This is a genomic window from Bradyrhizobium sp. S3.3.6, from assembly GCF_040546905.1.
Lineage (GTDB): Bacteria > Pseudomonadota > Alphaproteobacteria > Rhizobiales > Xanthobacteraceae > Bradyrhizobium > Bradyrhizobium cytisi.
The window spans coordinates 81,395-98,904 of record NZ_JBEPOT010000006.1 but is presented as its reverse complement, the minus strand read 5'-3'; the positions used below and the strand labels follow the sequence as shown (position 1 = coordinate 98,904).

At 63.1% G+C, this 17,510-nt stretch carries 16 protein-coding genes; 3 read left to right on the top strand and 13 right to left on the bottom strand.

Features of this window, described 5'->3' with window-relative positions; all coding sequences use genetic code 11:
• Window positions 1-12: 12 nt before the first annotated feature.
• The 7 genes from paaX to ABID59_RS19035 all read right to left on the bottom strand — a co-directional run bounded on the left by paaX (window position 13) and on the right by ABID59_RS19035 (window position 6,145).
• On the bottom strand, window positions 13-879 hold the full coding sequence (paaX, locus tag ABID59_RS19065; RefSeq protein WP_148748922.1) for a phenylacetic acid degradation operon negative regulatory protein PaaX: 867 nt from the start codon (window positions 877-879) through the stop codon (window positions 13-15).
• A 97-nt stretch (window positions 880-976) separates the two neighbouring features.
• Window positions 977-1,747 (bottom strand): esterase/lipase family protein, encoded by a 771-nt coding sequence (locus ABID59_RS19060; RefSeq protein WP_148748923.1) that lies wholly within the window; start codon window positions 1,745-1,747, stop codon window positions 977-979.
• 202 nt (window positions 1,748-1,949) lie between these two features.
• Window positions 1,950-3,236, bottom strand: coding sequence for a DUF445 domain-containing protein (locus ABID59_RS19055; RefSeq protein WP_148748924.1), 1,287 nt, complete (start codon window positions 3,234-3,236; stop codon window positions 1,950-1,952).
• Between the two features lie 157 nt (window positions 3,237-3,393).
• Complete coding sequence (locus ABID59_RS19050; RefSeq protein WP_148748925.1) at window positions 3,394-3,849, bottom strand: phasin; 456 nt, start codon at window positions 3,847-3,849, stop codon at window positions 3,394-3,396.
• 246 nt (window positions 3,850-4,095) lie between these two features.
• On the bottom strand, window positions 4,096-4,689 hold the full coding sequence (locus ABID59_RS19045; RefSeq protein WP_354084369.1) for a GNAT family N-acetyltransferase: 594 nt from the start codon (window positions 4,687-4,689) through the stop codon (window positions 4,096-4,098).
• Window positions 4,686-5,768, bottom strand: coding sequence for a PHA/PHB synthase family protein (locus tag ABID59_RS19040; protein WP_354031755.1), 1,083 nt, complete (start codon window positions 5,766-5,768; stop codon window positions 4,686-4,688). Before ABID59_RS19040 ends, ABID59_RS19045 begins: the two co-directional genes overlap by 4 nt.
• Complete coding sequence (locus ABID59_RS19035) at window positions 5,765-6,145, bottom strand: hypothetical protein (RefSeq protein WP_354084368.1); 381 nt, start codon at window positions 6,143-6,145, stop codon at window positions 5,765-5,767. The genes ABID59_RS19040 and ABID59_RS19035 overlap by 4 nt, the downstream gene beginning before the upstream one ends.
• Window positions 6,146-6,308: 163 nt before the next feature.
• Here ABID59_RS19035 and ABID59_RS19030 point away from each other — a divergent pair, with 163 nt between their 5' ends.
• Both ABID59_RS19030 and ABID59_RS19025 read left to right on the top strand, forming a co-directional pair.
• Entirely contained in the window at window positions 6,309-7,223 is a 915-nt protein-coding gene (locus tag ABID59_RS19030) for an alpha/beta fold hydrolase (RefSeq protein WP_354084367.1), read from the top strand.
• A 128-nt stretch (window positions 7,224-7,351) separates the two neighbouring features.
• On the top strand, window positions 7,352-7,816 hold the full coding sequence (locus tag ABID59_RS19025) for a nuclear transport factor 2 family protein (protein WP_148748930.1): 465 nt from the start codon (window positions 7,352-7,354) through the stop codon (window positions 7,814-7,816).
• On the opposite strand, the gene ABID59_RS19020 is transcribed toward ABID59_RS19025, so the two are convergent.
• The 6 genes from ABID59_RS19020 to ABID59_RS18995 are packed head-to-tail and all read right to left on the bottom strand — an operon-like array spanning window position 7,813 to window position 15,446.
• Window positions 7,813-8,487: a spermidine synthase gene (locus ABID59_RS19020; RefSeq protein WP_148748931.1), complete on the bottom strand. Its 675-nt coding sequence runs from the start codon at window positions 8,485-8,487 to the stop codon at window positions 7,813-7,815. The two genes, ABID59_RS19025 and ABID59_RS19020, sit on opposite strands and share 4 nt — an antisense overlap.
• Before the next feature lie 30 nt (window positions 8,488-8,517).
• On the bottom strand, window positions 8,518-11,754 hold the full coding sequence (locus tag ABID59_RS19015) for a bifunctional cytochrome P450/NADPH--P450 reductase (RefSeq protein WP_354084366.1): 3,237 nt from the start codon (window positions 11,752-11,754) through the stop codon (window positions 8,518-8,520).
• Between the two features lie 30 nt (window positions 11,755-11,784).
• A complete protein-coding gene (locus tag ABID59_RS19010) occupies window positions 11,785-12,780 on the bottom strand; it encodes an alpha/beta fold hydrolase (RefSeq protein WP_354084365.1) in 996 nt (331 codons plus the stop codon).
• A 10-nt stretch (window positions 12,781-12,790) separates the two neighbouring features.
• The gene (locus ABID59_RS19005; protein ID WP_354084364.1) at window positions 12,791-14,341 is read right to left on the bottom strand and encodes a wax ester/triacylglycerol synthase family O-acyltransferase; all 1,551 of its coding nucleotides are present in this window, start codon (window positions 14,339-14,341) and stop codon (window positions 12,791-12,793) included.
• A gap of 47 nt (window positions 14,342-14,388) precedes the next feature.
• The gene (locus ABID59_RS19000; RefSeq protein WP_354084363.1) at window positions 14,389-15,189 is read right to left on the bottom strand and encodes an esterase/lipase family protein; all 801 of its coding nucleotides are present in this window, start codon (window positions 15,187-15,189) and stop codon (window positions 14,389-14,391) included.
• Window positions 15,189-15,446, bottom strand: a complete 258-nt coding sequence (locus ABID59_RS18995; protein WP_354031748.1) for a DUF6489 family protein — start codon at window positions 15,444-15,446, stop codon at window positions 15,189-15,191. The genes ABID59_RS19000 and ABID59_RS18995 overlap by 1 nt, the downstream gene beginning before the upstream one ends.
• A gap of 374 nt (window positions 15,447-15,820) precedes the next feature.
• Between ABID59_RS18995 and ABID59_RS18990 the strand changes: the two genes are divergently transcribed.
• Window positions 15,821-17,422: an ABC transporter substrate-binding protein gene (locus ABID59_RS18990; protein WP_354084362.1), complete on the top strand. Its 1,602-nt coding sequence runs from the start codon at window positions 15,821-15,823 to the stop codon at window positions 17,420-17,422.
• Window positions 17,423-17,510 lie beyond the last annotated feature (88 nt).

The window sequence follows — 17,510 nt, the reverse complement described above, 5'->3', positions numbered from 1 at the left end:
GTAACATATAGGTCAAGCCTCGAACCTCCGTTCCAGCAGCTTTCTCGCCGGCGGCAGCGCCCCCTTCTCGTTGGTTCCATGCCTATCAAGCCATTGTTCGGACGGCGCCAGCAGCGCGCGATAGATCTCGCCGCAAAGTTCGCGGGCAGTCCTGCCCGGCCAATCCGCCGGCAGCAGGCTCTCAGGCAGCAGCGGATCGCGCAGCACGACGCGGCGGTAGTAGTGGATCAGCAGGATGCGCGCGGTGAAGGCATCGGCCTCGGACAGGCCCGCGCCGCGCGCAAGCGCGGCGCGCAGCGGCTCGAACGTCTTCATGAATTTCAGATAGGCGTCGGCGGTGCGCTCCAGCGGCCAGCTCGCGCCGAGCAGGCGACGCCCGCTGTCATCCTCAGCCGAAACTTCGAGCCGGATGGCACCGGCAGCTTCCTCCGGCACCGGAACACCCGACGGAGCGACCCAGACGCCCGGCAGTGGGCTACCGAAGCCGGCATTGCGCAAGGCTTCGCGCGAGGCGTCGCGGTCCTCACCATTGCCGATCAGCAGCAGCTCGAAGCGGCCGGTCCAGTCCGACGGTAGCGGATCGTAGATGTGGCGCGTCGCGGCCTCGAACGTTTCTCGGCCCTTCTCGGCAAGACGATAAAAGCTGTTGCGGCCGACCTTTTCGCGCGTCAGCCAGCCATCGGCAGCGAGCCGCGACATCGCGGTGCGCACAACGCCGGCATCGATGTCCAAGGTCTCGAAGAACGCCAGCAGCGTGCCGAGCCACACCGAACCGCCGCGCGGCACGATGGCATCGCCGAACATGGTGATGACGATGGAGCCGGTGCGCGACGGCTCGCGCTTGAGCTGGTCGATGATGCGAGAGAGCGGATGCGCCATGCGCGAGGCATAGCGCGTTTGGTGCGGGCGCGACAATGGAGAGACGCGACGATCTTGCTGCTCGCTCTTCCCGTTCTTACCGGGAGAGGCGAAGAAACTACCTGTGCGGATCGGGATAAACCAGGCTGCGCCAGCCGCTGCGATCAAAAGGCTGCCACTGGCCTTCCTTCTGCGCGAGACGGTCGGCGACCGCATAGACAACGGCTGGATGGTGGCCCATGCCGCAATGGCTGCTTTCGACCTCGATGCTCTCGGTCTGCGCGCCCGACTTCTCCATGCAGCCTTGCCAGGCGCAGACGCCGTCGGTACGGCTGAAGATCGCGGTGGTCGGCACCGGCGGCGGGACGGCGAGTTCGCCACCGAACTCTGGATCGACATCATCGGCCTTGCGGCCGCTCGCCCATTCGTAGACACGCCAGGCATTGGTCGAACGGTGATCGCCGGCAAAGGGGCTGCCGAGCGTGATCACCTGGCGCACGCGCTCGGGCATCATCTTGGCGAGCTGGCGCGCATAGAGGCCGCCGAGGCTCCAGCCGACCAGGCTGATCTTTCGGACGTGCTTGTCGCTGAGCTCCTCGACCAGATCGACCATCGCGTGCTGCACGCCCTCGCGCAGGCCGTAGTTGCGGCCCTGGCGCCAACCGCTCACCGCGTAGCCCTTGCTGGTCAGAAAGGTGCGCAGCGCCCGCGTTGATGCGTCGGAGGCCACGAGGCCCGGCAACACCAGCACCGGATGCCCATCACCGTGCGGCGCGAGGCTCAGCAGCGGCAGCGCCCCGAGGAATGCGCCGAACTCGTGGATCGCGCGCCCTTCCAGAAACATCAGGGTACGGGATGGCGGACGCAGCGTCTGGGCAGTAGCGGTCATCAATGGATCCCCTGGGCAAGAATTCCTGGAAAGCTTGCCGGACGCGATGCCGGCAATGGGCATGAATTCCTATACGCCGGCTTCTTGAACGTTCCGCAGCGCAACATGAATCAGCTAGGCGGCCGGTTCCCGACATTCAAGCCGGTGCAGCACTGCGCCACAATAGGCTCAGGCGTTAATGCTAAGGGCCGTGACGCAAAAGTCACAACCATCGGAGCAGGAATTCTACGGAGTAGAGGACGAGACCTGCGAGCCCGCCGATCAGCGAGCCGTTAAAGCGGATGTATTGCAGGTCGCGGCCGATGTTGATCTCGATCAGCGAAATCAGCTGCGCCATATTCCATGATTTCACCTGATCTGAGATGAAGGTCGAGACGCCGCTCTTCTGGTCAGCGACGAAGCTGCGCAGCACCGTCACCAGCCCCTTGTTGATCTCGCCACGCAACTCGGCGTCGCCGGCGAGCGCATCGCCCGCCGAAACGAACATTCCGGCGAGATGATGCTGCAGCACCTGCGTCTCGCCGGACGCACTGCGCTCGATGAAGGATCGCGTGTTAGCCCAGACGGTGCGGGCGAGATCGGCAAGCTCGGGCCGCGCCAACAGATCGCGCTTCAAGCCGTCGATACGATCGATATAGGCCTGATCGGTGCCGAGCCGGTCAACGAAGCTCAGCACCATGCGGTCGAACTCGCCGCGGAACGGATGCTTGGGATCGCTGCGCACCTCATTGAAGAAGGCAGTGGCGGACGCCACGATCTTGTTCACCAGAAACTTGTCGGCGCGATAGAGCCTGAGCAAGGTCGGCAATTCCGCGCGCACCTTCTCGCGGATCATCGCCATCGTCTCTTTCTGGTTCAGCGTCTCGTGCATCACGCGGAGGAGATCGTCGAACAGGATCTGGTGCCGCCCCTCCGCGACGAAGCCGCGCAGCGTTCCGGCAGCGAGCGGCGCAAGGTCGATCGCCTGGAGCTGGGAGGACATGCGGCGGATGATGAAGGTCATCAGGCCCGAGCTTTCGGTTGTTGAGACCGCCTCCGGCAGCAGCCGCAGCGCGAAGCGCGCAAGGTCATTGCTGCGCTTGCGGTCGCGCAGCCAGTCAGCGACGAAGGAGCCGAAATCGATCTCCTGCAGCTTGGCCTCGACGGGACCTGCCTCGAGGAAATGCACCTGGATGAATTCGCCGAGCTTGTCGGCGATGCGGGCCTGGTTGCTCTGGATGATCGCGGTGTGCGGGATCGGCAGGCCGAGCGGCCGCTTGAACAGCGCGACCACAGCGTACCAATCGGCGAGCCCGCCGATGGTCGCAGCTTCCGCGAAGGCCGCGATGAAGCCGAACACGGGATGCACGGGCAGCAGCCATTTCGCGACAACGAACAGCAGAAGCGTCGAGGCCAGCACCAGGGTCGCCAGCGCCTTGACGCGGCGCAGCTCGGCCGCGCGTTCGGCATCGCCCGGAGTGTCGAAGGAAAAGGTGGCGGGTGAAGTCATCACTGCATCACCCTACCCGTCATTGCGAGCGAAGCGAAGCAATCCAGTCTGCCTCCGCGGAAAGACTCCGGATTGCTTCGCTCGCAATGACGGCAGCGCAAAAAACAAAGGCCCGCCGAAGCGGGCCTCAAATTCAGTTTCTCGTCTCAGGCGCCAATCAGGCGGTCTTGGTGTAGACCTTGGCAAAGTTGTCCTGAGCGGACTTCGCACCGTTGGCGGCGAGGTTGCCGAGATAGTCGGTGGTCGCCTTGGCGCGCGAGACGAAGGCTTCGCCGCGAGCGCGGAGCAGGCTCGACTGGATCTCGACGGCTTCGCTGAACGACTTGGCGGACGCGAGCTTGTCGATGCCCGAGAAGAACGCCTCGGCGTCCTCATAGATCGCCTGCTGGATGTTGCGGCTGATCTTGCCGGCCTCAGTGACGGACTCGGTCACCGCGTTCTCGACGGCGGCGGTCACGCGCTCGGAGCCAGCGAACACTTCGGCAGCACGATCCTTGGCGGTGTTGGCAGTCTTCTTGACGAACTCGCGGGCGGCCTCGGGAACTTCCAGGTTCTGGATGTTCTTGAACGCGTCCTTGAAGCCTTCGAAAGCAGTGTTGGTCTCGGTCGTCATTGGGGTCTCTCCATCCTCATTGAGTTGAGCTATGGGCTCACCCCGTCCGGTTGTGGCCCGGGGCACGGCTTATATGGCAGAGTTAATGGTGCGATGCAACATTCGTATTGCACTGCGATATCACGAAACCGTGAACCGCCGAAAGAGCAGGCAATCTGCCGCCTTCCTGGCCCGCCGCCTACTGTGCATGGGGTTGATTTCCAGCTTTTGGGTTGCCCAATGGCGTCTCAGTGCTGGACGGCGCTCCTAGTGCTGGACGGCGCCCGTCAGCCCGTAGGCTTCCATCTGGGCCTGGACCTGCGCAATGTTGTGGCCAAGCACGACGATGTCGTGGGTCTTGCCGCCGACATCCCGGACATGGTCGCGGAGCAGCGCCTCGGCCTTGAAGCCGAGGCTCTCGAACAGCGCGATCGCCGCCTGCTGGTCGACCGTCATCTGGACCGAGAGCTTTTCCAGCCCGGCCCCTAGCGCGAGCGCAAAGGTCTCCTGCGACAGCGCCTTCCCCACCCCCTTCCCGCGGACCTCGGGCGAAACCACCATGCGGATCTCGCCGACATGGGGCGACCAGGAGTGCGGATCGCGCACCAGCGTGCCGCAACCTATGACCTTGCCGTCTTTCACCGCGAGAAGGCTCTGAATCGCGCCACGCTCGATCTCCTTGACCCAGGCGGACAGCACCTTCGGTTCGCTGATGTTGCGCGGCAGGAACAGCAGGTCATGCGTCGGCAAGCCCTTGCCGAAAGCGAGCACAGCGCCTTCGTCCGTAGGCGACATCAGGCGGACCTCAATATCGCCCGCGTCGGTCTTGACATGACGCGGATAGGCACGCTGCTCACTCATGTCGATCTCTTTCCCAGCCAGGAATCCAGTTTCGGCCACAGCCGCTTGACCGCATTGGCGCCGGCGACCAGCGAGACGTGACCGCCCTTCAGCATCACCTCTTCCTTGTCGTCGGATCCGATCTTGGCGATCAGATGTTTTGCGGCCTCATACGGCACGATGTGATCGTGCTCGGCGACTGCGTGCAGGAATGGCACCTTGATATTCTCGAGCTTCGCTGGCCGCCCGCCGACCGACATGGTGTCGTTGTAGAGCTTGTTGTCCCACATCAGGTCCTTGGTGATGGTGCGGAAATACTCGCCCGCCAGCGGCAGCGTGTCGGTCGCCCAGCGATCGAACATCCGGTAGGACTTGACGAACTCGTCGTTCCAGATGTTCTCCCAGAGCTGGATCTGGCTCACCGTGCGCGAGGCCGGACGCAGCATCTCGAACGACGACAGGATCATCTCGGGTGGCACATTGCCGACGCTGTCGACCAGGCGGTCGACGTCGAAATAACGTCGGTCGGAGAAATTGGAGAACAGCTTCATCTCGCGGAAGTCGATCGGCGTGGTGAAGCAGATCAGATTCTTCATCGGCCCGTCCGGGAAGATCGAGCCATAAAGCAGCGACAAGACCCCGCCGAAGCAATAGCCGATGACGGAGACATCCTGCTCGCCGGAATCGGCCTGCACGCGACGGACGCAATCCGGGATGAAATCGAGGACATAGTCCTCCATCCTCAGGCTCTTTTCCTCCGGCCGCGGCGCGCTCCAGTCGAGCATGTAGACGTCGTAGCCGCGCTTGAGCAGGAACTCGATAAAACTCTGGCCCGGCACGAGATCGAGGATGTAGCCGCGATTGGTCGTCGCCATGACGACCAGCACCGGCACGCGGTAGATCTCGTCCGACATCGGCCGGTAGTGGTAGAGGCTCATCGTACCGCGCGAGTGCAGCACGTCCTTCGGAGTCGATCCGAGCGTGGGACCGGAGCTCGAGAAATATTCGACGCCCTTGATGCTGCGCTGGATCGCGCGCTGCACTTCGGACTGGATGCGCTCCGGGATCGCAGCGAAATCAAGTCCCGTCGGCGCGTTCATCTTTGCTCTCCGCCTTCGGAGGGCGGGCGTTTGGTGCGTGGCGGCCGCGGCGCGACGCACATCTGCGCATCGCTCGAATTGGCCGACATCTGGCTCAGCATCGACTTGATCTCGCCAATCTGGCCTTCGATGGCTTGCAGCCGTTCGGCGATGCCGGTCATCTGCTCGCGGCTCGGCAGGTTCATGGAGAGCAGGTACTTCTCCATGAGATCGCCGAACTGCTTCTGAGCACCCGCAGCAGCGCCGCCGGCGCGATTCATGGCTTGCGAGAATTCAGGCGTCTCCATCGCCTTGGTGGCGAAGGAGTTGAACCCCTTCTCCATGTCGCCGACCATCTTCTGCCACAAGGCGACTGGGTCGGTGATCTTGTCGGTCATCAGCGTCCTCCCAATTTGGAGGGCTTGTGCCCTTCTTTTCCCGCCATACCACACCGTTGCGCGGGGCCGGTCAACCGGCAAGCGGCGGGTGCCGCGCACACGGCTTCTTTGCCGCGGGAAACCGTGCGATACAGCATTGATCAAAAGCCAAGGGAACACGCCTGTGAACGCCCATCAGCCGCCTCAGACCCTCCGCGCCAACGGCATCGACATCTGCTACGAGATTTTCGGCAACGACAATGCCGAGCCGCTGCTGCTGATCATGGGGCTCGGGGCGCAGATGATCCATTGGGACGATGTGTTCTGCGAGCAGCTCGCCGCGCGCGGCTTTCGCGTGATCCGCTTCGACAACCGCGACATCGGCAAGTCGAGCCATCTCGCCGGCGGCAAGCGGCTAACGCCGCTTGAGCTGCTAAAGCTTCGCTTCCTCAGGATTCCCGTGGCCGCAACCTACAAGCTGATCGACATGGCCAAAGACACGGTCGGCCTGATGGACACGCTCGGCATCAAGTCGGCGCATCTGGTCGGGGCGTCCATGGGCGGCATGATCGCGCAGGAGGTGACGCTGTCGTTTCCGCAGCGCGTGCGCTCACTGACCTCGATCATGTCGACGACAGGCAATCCGCGCGTTCCGCCGCCGACGCGGGAGGCCGCTGCCATGCTGATGGCACCGCCGCCGCGCAGTAAGGAGGAGTTCATCACCCGCTACGGCCAGACCTGGAAGGTCTTGCGCGCCGGTTCCTTTCCGGAAGAAGAAGCGCTCGACCCCGGCCGCGCCGAACGCGTCTTCTCCCGCGGGCTCAATCCGGCCGGCGTCGGCCGGCAACTCCGCGCCGTGCTCGCCTCCGGCAGCCGCAAGGAGCGGCTGAATGGCGTCAAGACGCCGACGCTCGTGATTCACGGCACGGTCGATCCGCTGGTCCGTCCCGAAGGCGGCAAGGACACGGCAGAGTCAATTCCGGGTGCAAAGCTGCTGATGATCGAAGGCATGGGCCACGCTCTTCCGATGAGGTTCTGGCCTGAGATCATCGGCGCCATCGACATGCACGCCCATGGCGCAGCAGTGCAGGCGGCGTAGACCGACGCCCTCGGTCTCCTGGCGGTGACCATGTGAGCTGCCGGTTACTCTCTTAACGAGTGCCGGCGCGAAAGCTATAGAGGCCTTCCTCAATCGCAAGACCGGGGCTGCGGCCTCTCGGAGCTCACATGCATCTCATCGTCCGGCCGGTCGCAATGCTCGCCGCTTCAATTCTCGTGCTGTCCCTCGCCAACGGCGCCGCGATGGCTGGCAGCGCACAAGAAGAAGCCAATCGCAAAGCGGTGCTGGCCTTCTACGAGAAAGGTCTCAATCAGAAGGATGTCGACGCGGCCCTAACCTATGTCGGCGACCGATACACCCAACACAATCCGAACGCTGCCGATGGTCCGGAGGGCTTCCGAAAGTTCATCGGCTTCCTGCGTGAGAAGTTCCCGAACTCGCACAGCGAGATCAAGCGTTCTTTCGTTGATGGTGACTACGTCATTCTCCACGTTCACGCGGTTCGCGAACCCGGCACCAAAGGCAACGCGATCGTCGACATCTTCAAGCTCGATAACGGCAAGATCGTCGAGCATTGGGACGTGGTGCAGCCGATCCCGGAGAATCCGGCGAACAACAACACGATGTTCTAGCTCTTCTTCGCGATCCAGATCACGTGGCGCGCGCCGCCACCCCTGCCGGTGGCGCGCACACTGACCTCATTGACGTCGAAACCGGCGCTGCCGAGACGCTTGGTGAATGCAGGATTGGGTCCCGACGACCAGACACCGAGCACGCCGCCCGGCCGCAATGCCGCCTTCGCCGCCTTCAGCCCGCTTGCGCTGTAGAGCGCGTCATTGCCCTTTCTCGTCAGCCCTTCCGGCCCGTTGTCGACATCGAGGAGAATGGCGTCGAAAGCCGAGCTCTTCGCCCGGATGATTTCGCCAACATCGGTCTCCCGGATGCTCACCCTGGCATCATCGAGACTGTCGCCGAAGACCTCTGACATTGGGCCTCGCGCCCAGGCGACGACCGCAGGCACCAGCTCGGAGACCACGATCTTCGCCTTAGCTCCGAGCACGGTGAGCGCCGCGCGCAACGTAAAGCCCATGCCGAGGCCACCGATGAGGACGACGGGCTTTGCGACGGTCTCGATTCTCTTCGCCGCGAGCGTCGCGAGCGCGACCTCGGAGCCCGACAGGCGGTTGTTCATCAGCTCGTTGATGCCGAGCTTAATGGAGAACTCTTTGCCGCGCCGCATCAGGCGAAGCTCCTCGTCGGAGCCGGGGATTTTGGCGGTATCGATCTTTTCCCAGGGAATCATGCGAGAGCTTTAGCACGATCGGACGAACAATCACCCTCCCGCCCAGACGTCCAGCACATAGCGGCTCTTCGCACCCATCTCCTCGATCCAGCGCGCACCGGCGGCCGTATCGCTGCCGCTCTTCTCGCGATGGATCGCGACCAGCGCCGCCTTCACGTCGGGCTCCATCTTGCCGCCGTCGCCACAGACATAGATGATCGCGCCCTGCTCGATCAGCGGCCAGACCTTGTCCTTCTGCGCGGCAAGCATGTGCTGGACATAGGTCTTCGGTCCGTCCGCGCGCGAGAACGCGGTGAACAGTTCGGTGATGCCGCCGGCCGACAGCGTCTTCAATTCATCCGCATAGAGAAAATCCTGGTCGGGATGGCGGCAGCCGAACAACAGCATCGCTGAGCCAAGGACGGCCCCCTTGGCTTTACGCGCGGCGCGCTCCTGGAGGAAGCCGCGGAACGGAGCCAATCCCGTACCCGGACCGATCATGATGATCGGCACGGATGGATCATCCGGGAGCCGGAAGCCGGCCTTGGTCTCTCGCACCGTCGCGTAGACCGTATCGCCTGTGCGGCGGTTGGCGAGATAGTTCGAGCAAATCCCCTTGTAGGTGCCGCGCCCAGAGGCGGCCAGCCCTTCGACCACGCCGACCGTGACGCTACAGCGCGTCGGATCGACCGACGGCGAGGACGAGATCGAGTAATAGCGCGGCGCCAGCAGCGAGAGCATTTCCAGATAGACATGGAACGGCAATTCGCAGGCCGGATATTCGAGCAGCAGGTCGAACACGGATTTGCGCCTGGCCAAAATCTCGCTGCGATAACGCTCGAGCGGTTCGGCCTCCTCGCCGGCGAAGGCGAGCAATTTCGGCTTGGTGACGGGGCAACGGGTGTGCTCAGCCATGATCTGGATCTGCTTGCGGGTCGCCACCTGCTGCAACTCGACGAACTCGCTGAGCAGACGGCCGACCGACACGGCATCGCCAACAGGCAACTGCGCGCGACGGCCCTCGGCGACCTGAAGCCTGATCTGGTCGGCCGGCAGGAAACCGAACCGGCGGGCCACCGAATCAACCAACATCGGATCGTTGCGTGGAACTACGCTCAAATGGTCGCCGACCCGGTAGGTGACATTAGACGGAAGCTGCACCTCGATATGGCGCGTCGAGCGCTCGGACGGATTGGCGCCGGACTTGTTCTGGAGCTCGTCATTGACCAGCACCTTCATCGCCACCGCGCCGCCCTGGGCCACGATGGTGTTGACGGCGGTCACCGCGACCGGCTCGATCGCGTAGAGCGGATCGTCCTCCGCGGTGCGGGTGAAATTCCAGTCGATGCCGAATTCCTTGGTCGCAACCTGGGCGGCGGCCGGGAACCACTTCTGGAACTGACCGTCGAGATCGCTGCGCGCGTCGCCCTCGCCGCGCGGATAGACCGCGCGGGCGCCATGCTTCGACAATTGCTCGTCGATGAACCGTGGCACCGATTGATAGGTTGCGGCCCAGTCGCTGTTGCCACAGCCGAACACGGCGTACCGCACGTTGGCGAAGGCGTCTCTTGGCAAGTCGTCGCCGAGCCATTTGACGAACTGCGTCGCATTGTCAGGCGGCGCCCCGTTATAGGAGGCGCAGATAATCAGCACGCCGCCGGCTTGCGGCAGCTTGCCGACGTAGTCGTCGAGCGGCCCGAGGCGCACGGCAAAGCCGTTGATCTCGGCGAGATCGGCCATGCGGGTCGCAAGCTCCTCGGCCGTGCCGAGGTTGGAGCCGTAAAGAACCAGCATCGGCGTGTTGTGGCCGAGCCGGGTGGTCGGCTGACGTGGTGCTCTCGGCGCAGAAGCCGCCGCTGCGACCGGGCCGCCATAAGCACCGCGCTCACGATCCGCACGCGGCCGGACCTTGATCTTGAAGCCTTCCGGCTTCATCGTCAGCGTTTCCTTCAAGTGCATCTGATAACGCTGATGATCGATCAATCTGAAGCGCTGGAGGATCATGCCGAGCGCGAGCGCAGCCTCGTGCATGGCGAAGCCACGGCCGATGCAGGCGCGCTGGCCGTTGCCGAACGGTTTCCAGGCATTGATCGGCCGCCTGGCCTCGGCTTCCTTGCTGAAATTTTCGGGATCGAAGGCGTCGGGACTGGGTCCCCAGACGCTGGGGTCGCGATGCAGCGCCGTCACCAGGATCGTGGTGAATGTGCCTTTCCTGAGCTTGTACTTTCCGCCGCCGATGGTCTCGTCGTTCAGAGGCGAGATCCCATAGGCCGGCGCCGGCGGCCACAGCCGCAGCGCTTCTTTCAGGATCTGCGTGATGTAGGAGAGCTGCGTCACCTGCTGGTAGGTCGGCTTGGCATTGACGTCCGGACCGAAGACGCGGTCGACCTCGTCATAGGTCTTCTTGAGAATGTCCGGATGCTTGAGCAACGCATAAAGCGTGTAGGACAGCAGGCCGCTGGTGGTCTCGTGCCCCGCGATCAGGAAAGTGTTGATCTGGTAGCGGATGTTGACGTCATCGAGCTGCTCGCCGGTCGAGCGATCGACGCCGGTCATCATCGCGGCCAACATGTCCTTCTTGTCATCAATTCCTTCGGCACTCTTGCGGCGCTCGGCGATGATCTCGTCGACCATCTTGTTCATGAAGGCAACGTCTTCGCCCAACGTCTTCCGCCGCTTCTGCATCCAGAGCTGCTCGAACGGCAGGCCGCGCGTCATCATGATGGTTTCAAGTGAGCGCACCAGCGATTCGACGAAGGGATGGTAGTCGCGCCGGTAGAACGAGTTGAAACGGTACTCGAAACCGCACAGGCCGATCGTGTCGAGCGTCAGCGCCGTCATGTCGTGGACGACGTCGATCTCGTCGTCGGCGTTCAGACGCTCCCATTTGTGGACGAGCTGCTCGGCGATATCGACCATGCTCGGGTGGTAGGACTGCATGGCGCGGTTGCCGAAGGGTTGGAGCAGGATGTTGTGCGCCTTGCTCCAGTTCGGCTCCTTGGTATCGGCGGTGAACAGGCCGTCGCCGCCGACCGCGCGCACGCGCCGCAGCGCACCGCGCACCGTCTTGTCGAATCGTTTTTCATCGGAGAGCTCGTCGACGAGATCGTGTCCGGAGACGACGACGATCGGCGACCCCATCATGTCGAGCCAGAAGATCGGGCCGAGCTCCTTGGCAAGCCGCGTCAGGTGCTGCACGGGTGCGGCCGAATCCAGCGACAGCATGTTGCCAACCACCGGCTTGGGCGGCGGCTGCGGAATCGGGTCCAGACGGTTCTTCGATGACATCGCTACGCTTCCCCCGCTCGCAATGACGAGCTAGCCAAACCGCCTTCGACGCCATTCGATCAGCTTGGCGCTGACCTCTTGCGGCTTCTCCTGCTGTGTCCAATGGCCGCTGTCGCGGACCAGATATTTTTCCAGATCGGGAATCAGCTTGTCCATGCCATCAGCGGAAGACGGCGGCAACACCGCGTCGTTCTCGGCCATGATCATCAGCGACGGCACGCGCACCGTGTGATCCAGCGCTTCGGAGCGTATCCAGTTGCGCGACATGTTGCGGTACCAATTGATGCCGCCGGTAAAGCCGGTCCTGGTAAAGTTGTCGACGAACATTTGCTTCTCTTCCGGCGACAGGATCGGTGTGCGCGGATCATGCCTGGCGTCATAGCCGGCAATCATCTGCGGAAACGCCAGATTGACCCGCGGCGAAGCGCCGACGCCGGCAACCACCTCCTCTGCCGGTGCGTCGGGCGGACGCGGCGCCGGCTTGCGCATGAACGCATCGAAGGTCTGCTCGACGCGGCTACCAAAGATTCTGTCGGGTTCACGCGCTGGATCCTGGAACTGCACGATGTACATCTTGTCGCCGAAGCACGCGCGCAGCAGCTCGATCGGATCGGCCCAGGCACGATTGGTATGAGGCGTGTTGACGCCGACCACCCCAGCAACCCGGTCGATGTGCCGCAACGGCATCTGCCAGACGACGAAGCCGCCCCAGTCGTGGCCGACAAAGATTGCCTTGTCGATATTGAGGTGGTCGAGCAGCCCGACGAGGTCACCGGTCAGGTGCTCGATGTCGTAGTCCTCGACCGGCTCGGGCCGGTCGGTCGCGCCATAGCCGCGCTGGTCCGGCGCGATCACGCGGATGCCGGCCTCGCTCAGCGCCTTGATCTGATGGCGCCAGGAGAAGGCGAGCTCTGGCCAGCCGTGGCATAGCACCATCGGGGGCTTATCGGTGACCGGGCCCGCCTCGTAATAACCCATGCGGATTCCGTTCGTATGCACGAACTTGAGTGGTGGCATCTCAATCATCTCAGCATTCCTACTCAGCCGCGCCCTTGATGTCGGCCGCGGGCGGCGCATACGCCGCTTCGAGCGCGGCAAACTCCTCCGGCAGCATGTCGCACATCACCTGCACATGTGGAATGATGTTGGCGCCGACGATGAAGCCGAAATCGAGCTGGTCGCGGTAGCTCTGCACGGTGATGTTCAGCGCCTGCCCATGTGTCGAGATCGACACCGGGAAGATGTGCAACAGCTCGGCACCAGCGGCATAGAGCGTCTGCCGCGGCCCCGGCACGTTGGACACGGTGATGTTCGCAGCCGGCGGCAGCACATCCGACAGGTCGGAGCGGCTGTAGAGCAATGCCATGATCTGGACGATGATCGGTGCGCCCAGCATCGAGATGTTGGAGACCTGCGGCATCAGGGCGCGCAGCGGATGCGACATCTCCTTGGACTTGATCGACTGCGCGATGATGGCGTCAAGCCGCGCCTTGGGATCATCGATGTTGGTCGCGATCGAGCAGATCATGCCGAACACCTGGTTGTTGGCCTCGGTGTTGCCCTCCTCACGCAGCGAGATCGGCACGGCGGCGGTCAGCGATTTCGCCGGCAATGTGGCGTATTGCAGGAGGTAGCGGCGGACCACGCCGGAGGCGAGCGCCAGCACCACGTCGTTGAGCTTGCCGCCGGCCTGCTTGGCCAGCGCCTTGGATCGCGACAACGAGATCGACACGCCGGCAAAGCTGCGCTCGGACGATATCGACTTGTTGAGCATGGTCGGCGGCGACACCATGCTGGCGAGGCTCTCGCGCGACTTCGGATCGGAAATCTTGCCGAGCACGTCGGAAACGCTCTTGACCATGGTCGGGATATTGCCGGCAAAGCGTACCGCGCTCTCGATCTGGTACATCGCATTGTCGAACAGGATCGAACCGATGTCGCTCTTGCCGGTGCGCGGCAGTTGAAGATTCTTCGCGGCCGCCGAGGCATCAAGCGGCTGGGTGAAGAGCTGCTGATAGGAATCGAGCAGGTTCGCCGCGATATCGCGCGGCTCCTGTCCCGGCTTCGATCCGCCCGTCGGCGGCTCGACCTTTCGCGGGATCGGCGAGATGTCGTAGATCATGTTGGTCAGGGCCGCACCGGCACCGCCGTCGATGGCGGCATGGTGCATCTTGGAATAAAGCCCAACCTCGTTGTCCTTCATGCCCTCAAACACGTAGAACTCCCAGAGCGGGCGAGCACGGTTCAGGAGCTTGGCATGCATCCAGCCGACGATGCGCTCGAGCGTGGCGCGATCGCGCGGCGCCGGCAGGCTGGCACGGAAGATGTGACGGTCGATGTCGAATTGATCGTCTTCGACCCAGGTCGGATGATCGATGTCGAGCGGTGCCTTCTCCAGGCGCGCTTTCAGAATCGGCGCGATATGCAACCGCGAGACGATCATCGCCTTGAAGTCTTCGAAGAAGTCGCCCTTGTAATCGTCAGGCAGGCGAAAGATCGCCATGCTGCCGACATGCATCGGCATTTCCGGCGTTTCCAGATAAAGAAACGACGCGTCCAGCGACGACAGCTTCTTACCGTCAGCCATAGTTCCCTCCGCTCGTATTCGACGGGCGCCTTTGCCGGCGCTTCTCGTCAGGCCGATACTGCCTGCTCCGGCGGGGCATATGCAATGGCAAACGGACCAGCCCGGTCAAATGGCCAGAACTCCCCCTCCGGTTGCGCCAGGCGATCCGCCACGGCCCACAAGGCAGCCGGGTTCACCCCGAGCCCGATGTGGCTTGCGAAATGCACCTCGATATTCTCGGCCCGGTCGGAGGGATGTAGCAGGCAAGTCCGCCAATTCACGACGCCGTCCGCGCGCGAATAGATCGACGTCGCCGGTACCGGAAGATCGCCGGCGATCGCTTCACGCGCTTCCGCAAAATCCTCGACCCGCTCGCCGGACAACGCCTCATAGAGCGCCGTCGCATTGGTGGCCCGTACATCATTGGCAAAGGGGCTGCCGAGCGTAATGACATTGCGGACCATCTCGGGCGCCTGGAGCGCGAGATCACGGGCATAGACGCCGCCGAGGCTCCATCCGACCAGACTGACCTTCCGTCCGCTCGCGGCGTGGATTTCGGTGATGCGAGTGTGCAGGGCTTCCCGCATCCGCGCCAGTCCGCCGAGATTGCGGCCCATCCGCCAGGCGTGCGCGTCATAGCCGAGCTCGCCGAGATAGCGCCGCATCGGCGCCATCGAGAGATCACTGGCGAGAAAGCCCGGCAGCGCCAGCACCGGATGGCCGTCGCCCCGGGGCGCGCGCATCAGCAACGGCGACAGCAGGACGCTGGCGTTGAATTCGAGCAAGCTGCGCGCCTCCGCGAGCAGCAGGCCGAGGCCCGGCGGACGAAGCCGGCCTGAGCCTGGCGCCCCGTCGCGCGCCGTCGGCATTATTTCTTCTTGTCGCTGCTGCGCGGGCTGCCGAGACCGGCCATGGTGACGAACATGTCCTGAAACCGCTCGGCGATTTTGGGATCGAAGGTGAACCAGCTCTGGATCAGCGATTCCGGCGAGACCTTGTCGATATTACTCAGGACCTGCTGCTGCAGCTTTTCCATGACGGCAACCTGCATCGGCGACACATCCGGCAATCCGAAGAACTGGCGGGCCTCAAGGGGGGTGCAGTCGATTTCGATATTAACTTTCATATCCCCTCCGGATGAGATTCGAGCGGCGTCACACAGTATCGCCGCGACATGGTGTGCGACGCAAGCGACCTGAGACGTCGGGTCGGAAACCGGCTTCCGCAATCGGCGGATATGGTCAATCAGATTGTCGGCGCGAATGGGCGCCGGCGGGCCGCCCCCGCCCTCAATCTCGGGACCCGGCTGGCCGAAAGTCCAATGTCGCCAACTCGCTTCTCGCCGCTAAATTGTTGGTCAGCATTGCTGCAAAGCGGTGCAACTTGGCGCATTCCTTGCTGGAATGGCGCTTGCACGGGTCGAGAACTCTGGGCAACATGGATCGATCAACCCCGCCGAACATCAAAAATGACGGCGCGGGCGAGTGGAGAGGGTCAAGAATGTCAGTTGGACGAAGTCTGTTTGCGGCGACGCTCGCCGGTGTGCTTGCGTTGGCGGCCTCGCCGGCGTCGAGCCAGACGCTGCGTTACGCCAACCAGGGTGAGCTGAAGTCGCTCGACCCCTACACGCTGAATGAGTCGACCACCAGTGCGCATCTCGGCCACGTCTATGAGGGCCTGGTCGCCCGCGGCAAGGACCTGAAAGTCGTCCCGGCGCTGGCCGAAAGCTGGGAGACCCCGGAGCCGACACGCTGGCGCTTTCATCTGCGCAAGGGCGTGAAATTCCACAATGGCGACCCCTTCACCGCCGATGACGTGATATTCTCGGCCGAGCGCGTGCGGGCGAAGGGCTCGAATTTCCAGAGCCGCGTTCCCGCCGATGCCAAGGCGGTCAAGATTGACGATTATACCGTCGATTTCGTCCTGACCTCGCCCAATCCGATCCTGACGGCGCTTTGGGCGACCTGGTACATCATGGACAAGAAATGGGCAGAGGCGAACGATGCGGTGGCACCGACGCCGGCCGCCGCCACGACCCCGAGCTATGCCTCGCTTCATGAAAACGGCACTGGCCCTTTCACGATCGAGAGCCATCAGCCGGGCGTGAAGACCGTCTTCAAGGCAAATCCGAACTGGTGGCGCAAGCCGGAGCATAATCTGAAGGAGATCATCTTCACGCCGATCGCAAACCCGGCCACGCGTGTCGCGGCGCTGCTGTCGGGCGAGGTCGACGTGATCGAACCGGTTCCGGTCCAGGACATCGAGCGCGTCAAAGCGAGCCCCAACGCCACTGTGCTGACAGGACCTGAACTCCGCACCATCTTCGTCGGCATGGATCAGCAGCGCGATGAGCTATTGTACTCCAACGTCAAGGGCAAGAACCCGTTCAAGGACGTTCGCGTCCGCGAAGCCGTGTACCGGGCGATCGATGTCGACCTGATCAAGAATCGCGTCATGCGCGGGCTCTCAACGCCTTCCGCGTTGATGGTCGCACCGGAGATCTTTACGCTCTCGAAGGACTTCACCCGGCCGAAGTTCGATCCCGACGCCTCCAAGAAGCTCCTGGCGGACGCCGGCTATCCCGAGGGTTTCGAAGTCACGATGGACTGCCCCAACGATCGCTACGTCAATGACGCCGCGATCTGTCAGGCCGTCGTCGGAATGCTCGCCCGTATCGGCATCAAGGTGGAGCTGCTGGCGCAACCCAAGGCGCTGTATTTCGCCAAGGTGCTGAAGCCCGGCGGCTACAAGACTTCGCTGTTCATGCTGGGCTGGACCCCGGATACGCTCGACGCCCATAACGTGCTGCACGACATCATGGGCTGCCGGGACGATCCCAAGGATCCCAACCGCGGCGAGGCCAATCTCGCCGGCTATTGCAACAAGCAGTTCGACGAGCTCGCAGACCAGATCCTCGTGGAACCCGATGTGGGCAAGCGCGATCTCCTGATCAAGCAGGCCTTCGAGGTCTCGATGAAGGACTGGGCCTACGTCCCGCTGCACCAGCAGGCGCTCGCCTGGGGCGTCTCGAAGAAAGTGAAGCTGACCCAGCGCGCGGACAACATGGTCATGCTCTACTGGGCGACCAAGCAGGACGAGTAGGTGTCGACAAGTTGTGAAGTCCCGGAAGCCCTGGCTTCCGGGACTTGCTGTTTCGGGCTAACGCAATGATGCGTGCTGCTGAAGAGAT